Source organism: Streptomyces radicis, assembly GCF_003626575.1.
Lineage (GTDB): Bacteria > Actinomycetota > Actinomycetes > Streptomycetales > Streptomycetaceae > Streptomyces > Streptomyces radicis.
This window is the reverse complement of sequence record NZ_RBDY01000001.1, coordinates 242391-253939: the sequence shown is the minus strand read 5'-3', so window position 1 is coordinate 253939 and position 11549 is coordinate 242391. Positions and strand designations below refer to the sequence as shown.

The following is an 11549-nucleotide window of genomic DNA, read 5'->3' as shown; positions in this document are numbered from 1 at the left end:
GGGCCGACACCCCGCGCTGATCACGGGTGGACGAGTGGCCCCGGATGATCCCGGTTTGTCACCGGGGTGTCGGCAGACGACTGGCGACGAGCAGAAAGACAACGCTCCTGCCGCGTTCCGACCAGTCCACGGTCTCCAGTTCGACGGATTGGAGCAGGGTGCACTCGACCGTGTAGCCGGCCTCTGCCAGCACCCGCCCGGCCGCCTCGGCCTGATCGCGCGTCATCGCGTGGGTCACCAGGCGCTGCGGGCGGCGGTCGGCGCAGGCGGCCAACGTGCGCCGCCCTCCCCCGCCGACCCGGATCACATCGGGCTCGGGCAGGTCTTCGAGGACCTGGGGCGCGACGCCGTGGACGGCGTGCACCTGGAGCCCGAACCGGCGCGCGGCGGTCTCCGCGCGCGCACACGCCTGGGCGTCGCGGTCGACGGCGATGACGGCCGAGCCGAGGCGGGCGGCCTCGACGGCGCAGATGCCGTCGCCGGTGCCCACGTCCCACAGGAGGTCGCCCATGCCGGGGCCGAGCGCGGCCAGTTGGAGGGCGCGCAGGCGGCGGTCGCGCCCCGCGCCCTCCGGCGCGCCCCCCGGCGCGGACGGCAGATAGGTGGAGCGTTCGAGGCCGATCCCGCGGGGCTGTCCCGAGGCGGCGGGGTCGAGCCCGGCCAGCCAACTGGTGTCGGCGGACTGGGTGGTGCCGCTGCCGCCTATGACGATGACCAGGTTGGGGTCGGTCCAGCGGTGCTGGGAGACGGTGTCGGACGTGAGGACGGAGACCCGTTCCGCCTCGGTGCCCAGGGCCTCGCAGATGACGAACGTGCGGTGCACCTGGCCGAGCAGCAGGGCGATCTCGGCTGGCCCCGCGCCCGGCGAGGTGAGGACGGCGACCTTGGGGTGGGCGCGGCAGACGTTGACCGCGCGGCGCAGGGTGCGGCGGTTGGCGACGACGACGCGGGCGTCGTCCCAGGGCATCCCGGCGCGGGCGAAGGCCGCGGCGACGGCCGAGACGGCGGGGACGACCTCGACCTCGAGGCCGTGGGCCGGGTCGCGCAGGTCGCGTACGACGCCGAAGAAGCCGGGGTCGCCGTCGGCCAGCACCACGGCGGTGCCCCGGTGGGCGGCGATGCGGCGCGCGGCGAGGGGAACGCTGCCCAGGCGCACGCGCTCGGCGTGCGGGGGGACTTCGGGCAGGTCGAGGTGGCGGGGGGCGCCTGCCACCAGGGTCGCCGCATGGAGCGCTGCGCGGGCGGCGGGGTCGAGCGGGGAGCCGTCCCATCCGATCACCGTGACGCGGTCGGCCATGGTCGGGCTGCTCCTGTAGGACTCGCTCGCACGTCGGGGACGGCGTCGAGCCTAATCCGTTTCCGGCGATCGCGGTGCACCGGGTGCTCACGGGCGCGGGCGGGGCCGGGTGTCGTGGTCCTCGATCAGCGCGACGTCGACGATGTGCGTGATGCCCCGGTCGGTGCCCTCGGGGAGGATCACCGACTCCACGCGCCGGTCGCCGTCGGGCGAGGTGCCCACGCTGTTGCGGGCGTTCATCCCCTCGGTGGACGAGGGCGGCACGTCGTCCTCGTCGGTGCCCCAGTCGCCCGGGGTGTCCGACATCTCGAACGTCAGGGTGCCGCCGGAGCGGACGAACGCCGCGTCGACCCAGGACTCGCTCCGCGGCCCGTGGTTGACGCGCAGGCCCGTGGTGCAGCGCGCCTCGGGACCCGCGCCCGGCGCGTCGATGGTGATGACGCGGCCGCTGACGACGAGGTCGCCCGTGCCGTAGATCGTCGGCATGACCCCGATGGTGGCGAAGACGTACCACGCGCTGAGCGCGCCCTGGTCGTCGTTGCCGGGAAGGCCCGAAGGGGTCGTGTCGTACATCTCGTCGACCGCGCGGTACAGGACGTCGGTCGTCCTCTCGGGGACGCGCGGCCAGTTGTAGACCCACGGGGTGCTGAACGCCGGCTGGTTGGAGAGGTGGTTGCCCGTCTGGGTGTACGCGCCCGCGTCGAGGTCCTCCATCAGGAGCCCGGGTAGTAGTCGCGGATGTTCGGCCCGGCCGGTAGGTCGTCGGGTTCGACTGGACCATGCCGAACGGCACGGCGGCGCCGGGGAACGTGTTGCCGTACGCGTCGCCGTCACACGGTGGCCACGATCGGGCCCGAAGGTGGACGCGAACCGCCGCCCGGATGAAAAGGGTTGATCGCCCCCGGACTCGGACTCGGCGACGCCGGACTCATCCCGCGCTGTACTCGACGGGCGGGGCGTCCTCGAGGTCCTCGGGGAGCAGGCCCCAGACGATGAGGTCGGTGCGGATGTCCGTCCAGCCGCCGTCCTCCGTTCTCGAGCGGACTATGAGCGCGTTGCGCAGCACCCCCTCGCTCACGCAGCCGATCTTCTGGGCGACCTGCTGGGACGCGGTGTTGCCCGCGGCGGTGCGCAGCTCGAGGCGTTCGAACTTCTGGTCGTGGAACAGCCAGTGGGCCGTGGCCAGGACGGACTCGGCGGCGTAGCCCTCGCCCCTGGCCCAGGGGGCGACGACGTAGCCCACCTCGGTGGACAGCGCGTGCCAGTTGGTGTTCATGAGGTGGACGCTGCCGACGAGCCGGTGGGTGAGCAGCTCGTCGACGGCGAAGACGATGCCGCGGCCCTGGACGCGCTCGGCCGGGGCGTGGCCCGCGATCCAACGCCGCGCGTCCGCGTGGGTGTACGGGATGGGCACGGACGTCCAGGCCGCGGTGAGCTCGTCGTTCATCATCGCGGTGAGCTCGGGGATGTCCGCTTCCTCGAACGGGCGCAGCACCAAGCGGTCGGTGCTGATGGAGATGTCGGGGAAGGTGGATGTCATGCGCCTCTCCCTGCCGGGGTTACGGGGGGACAGCATGCAGTATGGGCGGGGCGTGCGCGGGACCGGTGACCGGGCCCCTCACGGGGCCCGGTCGGGTGATGACGGCGGGTCAGGCCGCGGGCGCGCCGAAGGCGGGGACCACGGAGCCCTGGTAGGTGTCCTCGATGAACTGCCTGACCTCGTCGGTGTTCAGCAGCTCGGCGAGGGTGGTGACGCGGGGGTCGTCCTCGTCCCCCGCCCTGACGGCGAGGAAGTTGGCGTAGGGGTTGCCCTCGGAGTCCTCGATGACCAGGGCGTCGTCGGCGGGCGTGATGCCCGCCTCGAGGGCGTAGTTGCCGTTGATGATCGCCGCGTCGAAGTCGTCGAGGGCGCGGGGCAGGGTGGCCGCCTCGAGCTCCTCGAACGACAGGCCGCGGTCGTCGGTGATGTCGGCCAGGGTGGCCTCGGCGCCGACGCCGTCGGCGAGCTCGATGACGCCGTTGTCCGCGAGGAGCTTGAGCGCGCGGCCCTCGTTGGTGGCGTCGTTGGGAACGGCGATGGTGTCGCCCTCGGCCAGGGCGTCGGCGCTTTCGAGGGTGTTGGAGTAGAGGCCGAGCGGCTCGAGGTGGACGTTGATCACGGGGACGATGTCGGTGCCCTGGTTCTCGTTGAAGTCGTCGAGGTAGGGCTTGTGCTGGAAGAAGTTGGCGTCCACCTCGCCGGAGTCGAGGGCGGTGTTGGGCAGGACGTAGTCGGTGAACTCGGTGACCTCCAGGTCGAGTCCGGCCTCCTCGGCCAGGTTCTCGCGGACGAAGTTCAGGATCTCGGCGTGCGGGACGGGGCCGGCGGCGACGTTCAGGGGCGCGTCCTCCGAGCTCTCGCCGCCGCCGTCGCCGCCGCCGGTGTCCGGGTCGGAGTCGGTGCCGCAGGCGGTCAGGGCGAGGGCGAGCGCCGCGGTGGCGGCGATGGCCGTGCCGGTGGTGCGGAGGGTGCGGGTGCTGCGCATGGCGGGTTCTTGCCTTTCGGGTGGTGGCGTGGTTCAGCCGGTGGAGCGTTCACGGCGGTGCAGGAGGCGGACGATGCCGTCCCCGAGCAGTTGCACCGCCGTGACGATGACGATCAGCACGACGACGGTGGCGAGCATGAAGCCGTTCTCGAAGCGCTGGTATCCATAGGTGAGGGCGAGGGTGCCGAGGCCGCCGCCGCCCGCGGCGCCGGCCATGGCGGAGTAGCCGATGAGGGCGATGACGGTGGTGGTCAGCCCGGCGACCAGGGAGGGCAGGGCCTGGGGCAGCAGCACCTTGAGGACCACGGTCCAGGTGGAGCCGCCCATGGCCTGCACGGCCTCGACCAGGCCGAGGTCGACCTCGCGGACGGCCGTCTCGACCAGGCGGGCGAAGAACGGGATGGCGCCGATGGCGAGCGGCACGACGGCCGCGGTGGGGCCGACGGCGGTGCCGACGACGAAGCGCGTGAACGGGATCAGCGCGACCATGAGGATGATGAACGGCAGCGAGCGGCCGATGTTCACGATCACGCCGATGACCCGGTTGACCACGACGTTGGCCAGCGGGCGGCCGCGGTCGGTGAGGACCAGCAGGACGCCGAGCGGGAGCCCGCCGATGAGGGCGTAGAGGGTGGCCCAGCCGACCATGTAGAGGGTGTCGATCGTGCCCTGTTCGAGCAGGGGCCGCATCTCGTCCCACGTCATCGGGGCTCCTCCCCCGGCAGCTCGACGGTGAGGCCCTGGTCGCGCAGGAAGGCGAGGGGGGCGGCGTTCTTCTCGGCGGGGCCCGGCAGCTCGATGCGCATGCGGCCGATCTGGCGGGTGCCGACGGTCTCCACGGTGGCGCCCACGATCGAGACGTCGAGGCCGTGGACGCGGGCGAGCCGGGAGATGACAGGGGCGCCCGCCGCCTCGCCGTGGAAGGTCAGGTCGACCACCGTGCGGTCGGGGCCGCGGTCGGCGGCGCCGAGCGGGAACAGCGCGTGGGCGAGCCGGGAGCCCGGGGTGGCCAGGAGGTCGTCGACGCGGCCCGACTCGGTGAGGCGGCCGTCCTCCATGAGCGAGGCCGAGTCGCAGACCGTCTTGACCACGTCCATCTCGTGGGTGATGAGCAGGACGGTCAGGCCGAGCTGCCGGTTGAGGTCGCGCAGCAGGCGCAGCACGGAGCCCGTGGTCTCGGGGTCGAGGGCCGATGTGGCCTCGTCGGACAGCAGCACCTTGGGGTCCCCCGCCAGGGCCCTGGCGATGCCGACGCGCTGCTTCTGTCCGCCGGAGAGCTGGGCGGGGTGGGCGCGGGCCCGGTCGGCGAGGCCGACGAGGTCGAGCAGCTCGAGGGCCTTGCGGGCGCGTTCGCGGCGGCCGAGTCCCTGGATCTCCAGCGGGAGTTCGACGTTGCCCTGGGCGGTGCGCGAGGAGAGGAGGTTGAAGTGCTGGAAGATCATGCCGATGCCGCCACGGGCCCGGCGCAGCGGACGGCCCGCCCTGTTGCCCTTGCCCGCGAGGGCGGTCAGGTCGCGCCCTTCGACGGTCACGGTGCCCGAGGTGGGGCGCTCCAGCTGGTTGACACAGCGGATCAGGGTGGACTTCCCCGCTCCGCTGCGGCCTATGACGCCGTGCACCTCGCCGGGCTCGACATGGAGGCTGACGCCGTCGAGCGCGGTGACGTCGCGGCCGCGCGCGCGATAGACCTTCGTCAGGTCACTGATGGTGATCACAGAGGGAATCCATGGCTCTCTCGCGCCAGGGCGTGCGGGATCACGGGCGCGCGGGCGCGCACGCGGGGGCACGACGAGGCGTGGCAGGGGGATCAGGGACGGGCGGGGTCGCTCAGGGGCGCGTGGTGCCGGGTGTCATGGGCCCTCAGCGGTCGCACATACGACAACAACAACGAGCGCCGGGCATCGGGGCTGCCAGGGCCGACCGGAAACGGCTGCTCGTCGTGGTCATACGCACCAGTAAAACACGCGTTCCCCTCCGCCCCCGTAGCGGACAGTGGTGGTGTGGCCAACGCCACGTCGCCAACGCCCGCCGCCCGACGAGGCGCCCCCGGCCCACGGGCGCGCGGCGTGGGCCCGTTAGAGTCGGCGCATGCTCACGCCACTGACCGTGACCGTCGGGGTGACCGCGCTGCTGCTGGCCCTCTGGTGCGGATACGCGGCGCTGCGGGGCCAGCCCGTCAAGGACTGGCACTACCTCGGGATGGCGCTGGTGCTGCTCCTCACGCTGGCGCAGCTGGTCATCGCGCTGGCGCGGCTGTCGAACGGCGAACGCCCCGCGGGCGACGGCACCGCGGTCTTCGTCTCGTACCTCGTCTCGATCCCGCTGTGCCTGCCGGTGGTCGGGGTGGTGGCGTTGGGCGAACGGAGCCGCTGGGGCTCGGCCACGGTCGCCGCGGGCGCCCTGGTGCTCGCCGTGCTCCAGCTGAGGCTCGCGGATGTGTGGGCGGGAGGCACCGGCGGTGGCTGAGGGAACGGCGGAACGGACCGCGAAGCCCGCGGGTCCCGATCTGAGGCACGGGCCCGGGCGGCTGCTGGTCACGCTCTACGGGGTCTTCACCGTGGGCGCGGCGTCCCGTTCGGTGTACCAGCTGACCACGCGCTTCGACGAGGCGCCGCTGGCGTATGTGCTCTCGGCGGTGGCCGCGCTGGTCTACGCGTTCATCACCGTCTCGCTGGTGCGGGGCGGGGAGGGCGCGCGGCGCGTGGCGCTCGTGGCGTGCGCGGCCGAGCTGGTGGGCGTGCTGACCGTGGGGACGTGGTCGCTCATCGATCCCTCGGCGTTCCCCGACGCGACCGTGTGGTCGGACTACGGCCTCGGCTATGTCTTCTTCCCGCTGATCCTGCCGGTCACGGGGCTGCTGTGGCTGAGGAGGGCCGGGCCCGGCCCCGCGTGACGCGGGGCGGGCCCGAGCGGATGCCACGCCCTGACAGGGCCTACGCCCCGGCGACGGCGGGGATCGCCTCCTTCTCCAGGGTGACCAGGCTCATGTGCCGGGAGATCTCCTCCGTGGCGACCGGGGCGTAGCCGAGCCTGCGGTAAAGCCGCAGGTTGCCCTCGCTGCGGTGGCCGGTGAACAGCCGGTAGCGCGCCGCGTCGCGCTCGGCCGCGAGGCGCCGCTCGATCTCGGCGAGCAGCCGCCCGCCGAGGCCGTGGCGCTGCATGCGGGGGTGGACGATGAGGCGGCCGATGCACGCCGTGCCGTCCGCGTCCACCCGGCCCCTGACGGAGCCGACGACCTCGGAGCCGAGCCGGGCCACGAGCACGCACGTGTCGGCCATCTCGGCGCGCAGCTCGGCGAGGGTCTCGGTCAGCGGGTCGATGCTGTAGTCGCCGTAGAGCTCGGCCTCCGACTGGTAGCAGAGGTACTGGAGCTTCAGGATGTGCTCGGCGTCCTGCGCGGTCGCCTTGTCGATCGTCACACTCATGCCCATGTGCGCATGCCTCCTGATGAGGTGTGGAGCCGGCCTCGAGGGGTGGGGAGGCCGCGCCCTCGGCCGACGTTCGCCCTGACGACACGGGTCGGTCGGACCCGCGCCGTCTGCATTGTGCTGGTCGGCGCGGGCCCGGGGGAATGTGCGGGAGCCAACTGGCTTGTGAGATTCCCGACTCCGGAGCGCGTCCGGCCGTTCGCCGGGTGTTTCCGCGGTGTCCCCGGGGCGTTTCACCGCGACGACTCACCAACGGCTCACGGCGACGAACGGCCGGGTCAGCGGCGGAAGTCGGCGGCGGCGAGCAGCGCGGTGTCGGGGTGGTCGGCGAAGACGCCGTCGATGCCCGTGCCGAAGTAGGCGTTGAGGGCGCCGAAGACGTCGCCGTAGGCGTGCGGGTCGTCGCCGCGGCGGAACTCAGCGGGCAGGTAACGGTTCTCGTTGCGGACCGTGTACGGGTGCACCAGGAGGTCGGCGTCGTGGGCGTCGCGGACCAGGCGCGTGGGGGTGTCGAGCGAGCCGTCGGACTTCTTGGGGATGACGAGGTCGAGCGTCGGGCCGATGCCCTGGGCGTACTCGGAGATCTCCCGCAGGCCGCTACGGGTGATCAGGTCGGCGACGGTGCGCGGGTCGCCCGCCTCCTGGAGGTCCCAGGGCCGGGAGCCGGCCGAGGAGAACAGCACCACGCGCGGGGTCTCCACCAGCTCGGCCAGGCGCTCCATGCTGGTGGGCTCGAACGACTGGAGGATCACGGGCGCGCCGGCCCGGTGCAGCCGGTGCCTGCGCAGCAGGTCCGCCAGCGGGCGCTCGAGGCCGAGGCCGATGGAGCGGAAGTAGGTGGGGTGCTTGGTCTCGGTGTACAGCCAGACCGGACGGCCGCGGCGGCGGCCCTCGTCGGCGGCCCAGCGCAGCACCTCGTCGAAGGTGGGTATGCGCCAACGGCCGTCGTACAGCGTGTTGTTCGGGCGCTGCTCGGGGATGCGCTCGGTGGCCCTGAGCGTTCTGAGCTCCTCGAGCGTGAAGTCCTCGGTGAACCAGCCGTTCAACTCCACCCCGTCCACCGTCTTGGTGGCGCGGCGGTCGGCGAACTCGGCGTGGTCGGCCACGTCGGTCGTGCCGGTGATGTCGTTCTCGTGGCGGCAGACCAGGTGCCCGTCCTTGGTGGGGACCAGGTCCTGCTCGATGATGTCGGCGCCCAGGTCGAGGCCGAGCTGGTAGGAGCCCATGGTGTGCTCGGGGCGGTACCCGGAGGCGCCGCGGTGGGCGACGACCGTCGGCGTGCGCAGGTCGTCCGTCGCGGCGCGGCCCGCCGCACGCCCTGTGGCGGCCGCGGGGGTCGCGGTGCCGAGGAGGGCGGCGGCGCCCGCGCCGGCGACCGCCGCGCCGAGCATGGCCCGCCGGCCGAGGGGTGAGGGGTGGTGAGCTGCCATGGTCTCTCCGTTGGGCTCGGTCCCGTCGGGGCCTTCCCTCCCGCCCCCGTGGAGTGCGGGCCGGCGGCCCCGTGATCGCGGATGATCGTAGGGACGCGGGCCCGTCCGCACAGGTACCAGGAGGGAAACAGTCGACGAAGGCACATCAAAGCCGAGTATCGGCGGTGTCCACCCCGTGCGCGACGTGGGCCGAAGCGCGAGTATCGTCCTCAAGGCTGCGGAGCCACGCACGCCCATGACCGACCGGAGGGGAAGTTGTCCCGTTTCCTGCTGCTGAAGGTGCTGCTCGGCCCGTTGCTGAGGCTCTTCCTGCGACCGCGGGTGGAGGGGGCCGAGCGGATCCCCGGCAGTGGCCCGGTGATCCTCGCCGGGAACCACCTCACGTTCATCGACTCGATCCTGCCGCCGCTCGTGCTCCAACGGCAGGTGTTCTTCATCGGCAAGGACGAGTACGTGAAGGGCCGCACGCTCAAGGGGCGGCTGATGGCCTGGTTCTTCACATCCGTCGGGATGATCCCGGTGGACAGGGACGGCGGGCACGGCGGCGTGGCCGCGCTGATGACGGGGCGCAGGGTGCTGGAGGAGGGCAAGATCTTCGGGATCTACCCCGAGGGCACCAGGTCACCCGACGGACGCCTGTACAGGGGCCGCACCGGCATCGCGCGGCTGACCCTGATGACGGGCGCGCCCGTGGTGCCGTTCGCGGTGATCGGCACGGACCGGGTGCAGCCCGGCGGCCGGGGGCTGCCGAAGGTGGGCCGGGGGCGGCGGATCACCGTCCGCTTCGGCGAGCCGCTCGACTTCTCGCGCTACGACGGGATGGAGCGCGACCGCTATGTGCTGCGGGCCGTCACCGACGAGGTGATGACCGAGGTGATGCGGCTGTCGGGGCAGGAGTACGTGGACATGTACGCCACCAAGGTGAAGGCGGCTTAAAAAAACGTTCCACGCCGGGCCTCCCCGCCGGACCCCCCGGGGGACGTTCACCGCCAGGGCAGCGCCGAGCGCCGGGCCCAGTAGGCGGCGGGGGGTTCGGCCAGCCGGGTGAGCCGGTCGAGCTGCTCCTCCGTCAGCCGCACGTCGGCGGCGGCGAGGTTCGAGGTCAGCTGGTCGACGGTGGCGGCGCCGGAGAGCGCGAGCCCGGTCCACGGCCGACGCAGCACCGCGGCGAGCGCGACGGCGTCCGTGCCGACGCCGTGCTCCGCGGCGACGCGGCGCAGCGCGGGGGGCGCGACGGGCGGGGCGAGGCGGCCGTTGGCCATGACCTCCTTGGCGATCACGGTCAGTCCCGCGGCGTGGGCCTCGGCGAGCGCAGGTCCGACGGACGGCTCGAGAACGTTGAACGTGGACTGCACCGCCCCGAACAACGGGCGGCCCTCCACGGTGACCTCGAGGGCGGCGCGGATCGCGTCGGCCTGCCCTGGGCCGCTGGTGGACAGGCCCACGGTGACGCCCTCGGCGGCGAGCCCCGCCAACCGGTCGAGCACGGCGGGGTCGTTGAGCGCCGGGCTCTCGGGGGTGACGGAGTGGATCTGGTAGAGGTCGAGGCGGTCGCCGAGCAGGGCGCGGGTCTCCGCGTACTGGCGGTCGAACGTCAGGGCGCCGTGGTCCTTCACCTCGTGGACCTCCGCGTCCGCGCGCCAGCCCGCGGTGTAGGTGTAGCCCCACTTGCTGCCGATGACCTGGTCGGCCGCGTCGGGCCGTGCGGCGAGCCACCCGGCAAGGAACTCCTCGGCCCGCCCGTAGGAGCGCGCGGCGTCGAAGTAGCGCACGCCGGCGGCGCGCGCCGCGTCCATGAGCCGGTGACTGCGTTCGCGCAACGCCTCGGGCGTGCGGTCGGCGGGCAGGTCCCGGTCCCGGCCGAGGGTGAGGTAGCCGGGGCGGCCGACGGCGGCGAGGCCGAGGCCGATGCGGGCGGTGGGGGTGGCCTCGGGGTCGAAGCGGGAGAACGGCATGCGGGCACCTTCTGCTTCGTCGGGTTTCGGCTTCGTGCGGTGACGTCGGGCGGGCGCCCGGCGCGGGGCGTCGGACCGTCACACGGTAGCCAGGAACCCGCCGACGGCCCGGGCGAACCCCTCGGGATCGTCGTCGTGCACCCAGTGTCCGCAGCCGGGGAACGCGCGCAGCTCGGTGCGGGGGCGGCGTTCGGCCATGCTCCTGGCCATCGCGGTGGTCAGCACGGAGCTGTCGAGGCCGTGGATCAGCAGGGCGGGGCAGGTGGTGGCGAGCCAGTCGGCCCACCAGTCGCCGACGAGGGCGCGCTGCGAGGCGACCATCAGGTCGTGGTCGAACAGGAAGCCCCATCCGTCGTCGAACTCGGCGGCGCTCTCGAGGAAGTAGCCGGCGTCCGGGATGCCGCGGGCCTCGACCGCGGCGCGCAGCGCGGCGAGGGTGGGGGCGCGGCGGGGCCAGTCGCGCACGTCGAGCACGGGGTTCGGCGCGTGGGGCGGGCGGTTGTCCGCGCCGCCCTCCTCGACGATCAGCGCGCCGACGAGCTCGGGGTGGCGGGCGGCGAGCCGGAACGCGGTGACGCCCCCCGCGGAGTGGCCGAGCACGGTGACGGGGCCGAGGCCGAGGGCGCGCAGGAACGCGGCGGCGTCCTCGACATAGGCGTCGGGGTCCACCTCGGGATCGCGCTCGCCGCGGCCGTGGCCGCGCTGCTCGAGGGCGATGACGCGGTGGGCGGGGCCGAGGGCGGCGGCGAGCGGGGCGAACACGCGGGCGCGGCCGAAGTGCCCGTGCAGCGCGAGCAGGGGGCGGCCCGGGCCGCCGCCGTCGGCGTACGCGAGGCGCAGCCCGCGCACGGTGGTGCGGGTGAGGGCGAACGTGCCCATGGATCCTCCCCCTTCGGCGGACGGGTCCCGGCCGA

At 73.3% G+C, this 11549-nt stretch carries 13 protein-coding genes; 3 read left to right on the top strand and 10 right to left on the bottom strand.

The window, feature by feature from the left end; translation table 11 throughout:
* Positions 1–58: 58 nt before the first annotated feature.
* From cbiE to D7318_RS01120, 6 genes are all read right to left on the bottom strand, one after another.
* The gene (gene cbiE, locus D7318_RS01145; protein WP_120694907.1) at positions 59–1297 is read right to left on the bottom strand and encodes a precorrin-6y C5,15-methyltransferase (decarboxylating) subunit CbiE; all 1239 of its coding nucleotides are present in this window, start codon (positions 1295–1297) and stop codon (positions 59–61) included.
* Positions 1298–1384: 87 nt separating this feature from the next.
* Positions 1385–2011: a glycoside hydrolase domain-containing protein gene (locus tag D7318_RS01140; RefSeq protein ID WP_120694906.1), complete on the bottom strand. Its 627-nt coding sequence runs from the start codon at positions 2009–2011 to the stop codon at positions 1385–1387.
* A gap of 214 nt (positions 2012–2225) precedes the next feature.
* The gene (locus D7318_RS01135; protein ID WP_120694905.1) at positions 2226–2837 is read right to left on the bottom strand and encodes a GNAT family N-acetyltransferase; all 612 of its coding nucleotides are present in this window, start codon (positions 2835–2837) and stop codon (positions 2226–2228) included.
* A 109-nt stretch (positions 2838–2946) separates the two neighbouring features.
* Positions 2947–3822 carry a MetQ/NlpA family ABC transporter substrate-binding protein gene (locus D7318_RS01130; RefSeq protein ID WP_120694904.1) on the bottom strand — a complete coding sequence of 292 codons (876 nt, stop codon included), beginning with the start codon at positions 3820–3822 and terminating at the stop codon, positions 2947–2949.
* A 33-nt stretch (positions 3823–3855) separates the two neighbouring features.
* Entirely contained in the window at positions 3856–4527 is a 672-nt protein-coding gene (locus tag D7318_RS01125; protein ID WP_120694903.1) for a methionine ABC transporter permease, read from the bottom strand.
* Positions 4524–5537 carry a methionine ABC transporter ATP-binding protein gene (locus D7318_RS01120; RefSeq protein WP_120694902.1) on the bottom strand — a complete coding sequence of 338 codons (1014 nt, stop codon included), beginning with the start codon at positions 5535–5537 and terminating at the stop codon, positions 4524–4526. The genes D7318_RS01125 and D7318_RS01120 overlap by 4 nt, the downstream gene beginning before the upstream one ends.
* Before the next feature lie 373 nt (positions 5538–5910).
* Between D7318_RS01120 and D7318_RS01115 the strand changes: the two genes are divergently transcribed.
* Positions 5911–6288 carry a hypothetical protein gene (locus D7318_RS01115; RefSeq protein WP_120694901.1) on the top strand — a complete coding sequence of 126 codons (378 nt, stop codon included), beginning with the start codon at positions 5911–5913 and terminating at the stop codon, positions 6286–6288.
* Positions 6257–6715 (top strand): hypothetical protein, encoded by a 459-nt coding sequence (locus tag D7318_RS01110; protein ID WP_408055430.1) that lies wholly within the window; start codon positions 6257–6259, stop codon positions 6713–6715. The genes D7318_RS01115 and D7318_RS01110 overlap by 32 nt, the downstream gene beginning before the upstream one ends.
* A 40-nt stretch (positions 6716–6755) precedes the next feature.
* On the opposite strand, the gene D7318_RS01105 is transcribed toward D7318_RS01110, so the two are convergent.
* Complete coding sequence (locus tag D7318_RS01105; RefSeq protein WP_120694900.1) at positions 6756–7253, bottom strand: GNAT family N-acetyltransferase; 498 nt, start codon at positions 7251–7253, stop codon at positions 6756–6758.
* Positions 7254–7528: 275 nt separating this feature from the next.
* A complete protein-coding gene (locus D7318_RS01100; protein ID WP_120694899.1) occupies positions 7529–8680 on the bottom strand; it encodes a glycerophosphodiester phosphodiesterase in 1152 nt (383 codons plus the stop codon).
* Positions 8681–8935: 255 nt separating this feature from the next.
* On the opposite strand from D7318_RS01100, the gene D7318_RS01095 reads away from it, so the two are divergent.
* Positions 8936–9616 carry a lysophospholipid acyltransferase family protein gene (locus tag D7318_RS01095; RefSeq protein WP_120694898.1) on the top strand — a complete coding sequence of 227 codons (681 nt, stop codon included), beginning with the start codon at positions 8936–8938 and terminating at the stop codon, positions 9614–9616.
* Positions 9617–9663: 47 nt separating this feature from the next.
* On the opposite strand, the gene D7318_RS01090 is transcribed toward D7318_RS01095, so the two are convergent.
* Together D7318_RS01090 and D7318_RS01085 are read right to left on the bottom strand one after the other, a co-directional pair.
* Positions 9664–10635 carry an aldo/keto reductase gene (locus D7318_RS01090; RefSeq protein ID WP_120694897.1) on the bottom strand — a complete coding sequence of 324 codons (972 nt, stop codon included), beginning with the start codon at positions 10633–10635 and terminating at the stop codon, positions 9664–9666.
* A gap of 78 nt (positions 10636–10713) precedes the next feature.
* Entirely contained in the window at positions 10714–11514 is an 801-nt protein-coding gene (locus tag D7318_RS01085; RefSeq protein ID WP_120694896.1) for an alpha/beta fold hydrolase, read from the bottom strand.
* Between the last annotated feature and the right edge of the window lie 35 nt (positions 11515–11549).

Coding starts and splice junctions, on each gene's coding strand:
- D7318_RS01125 (WP_120694903.1), bottom strand. CDS start 4,527: ATGACGTGGGACGAGATGCGGCCCCTGCTCGAACAGGGCACGATCGAC.
- D7318_RS01105 (WP_120694900.1), bottom strand. CDS start 7,253: ATGGGCATGAGTGTGACGATCGACAAGGCGACCGCGCAGGACGCCGAG.
- D7318_RS01090 (WP_120694897.1), bottom strand. CDS start 10,635: ATGCCGTTCTCCCGCTTCGACCCCGAGGCCACCCCCACCGCCCGCATC.
- D7318_RS01135 (WP_120694905.1), bottom strand. CDS start 2,837: ATGACATCCACCTTCCCCGACATCTCCATCAGCACCGACCGCTTGGTG.
- cbiE (WP_120694907.1), bottom strand. CDS start 1,297: ATGGCCGACCGCGTCACGGTGATCGGATGGGACGGCTCCCCGCTCGAC.
- D7318_RS01100 (WP_120694899.1), bottom strand. CDS start 8,680: ATGGCAGCTCACCACCCCTCACCCCTCGGCCGGCGGGCCATGCTCGGC.
- D7318_RS01110 (WP_408055430.1), top strand. CDS start 6,257: ATGTGTGGGCGGGAGGCACCGGCGGTGGCTGAGGGAACGGCGGAACGG.
- D7318_RS01140 (WP_120694906.1), bottom strand. CDS start 2,011: ATGGAGGACCTCGACGCGGGCGCGTACACCCAGACGGGCAACCACCTC.
- D7318_RS01130 (WP_120694904.1), bottom strand. CDS start 3,822: ATGCGCAGCACCCGCACCCTCCGCACCACCGGCACGGCCATCGCCGCC.
- D7318_RS01085 (WP_120694896.1), bottom strand. CDS start 11,514: ATGGGCACGTTCGCCCTCACCCGCACCACCGTGCGCGGGCTGCGCCTC.
- D7318_RS01115 (WP_120694901.1), top strand. CDS start 5,911: ATGCTCACGCCACTGACCGTGACCGTCGGGGTGACCGCGCTGCTGCTG.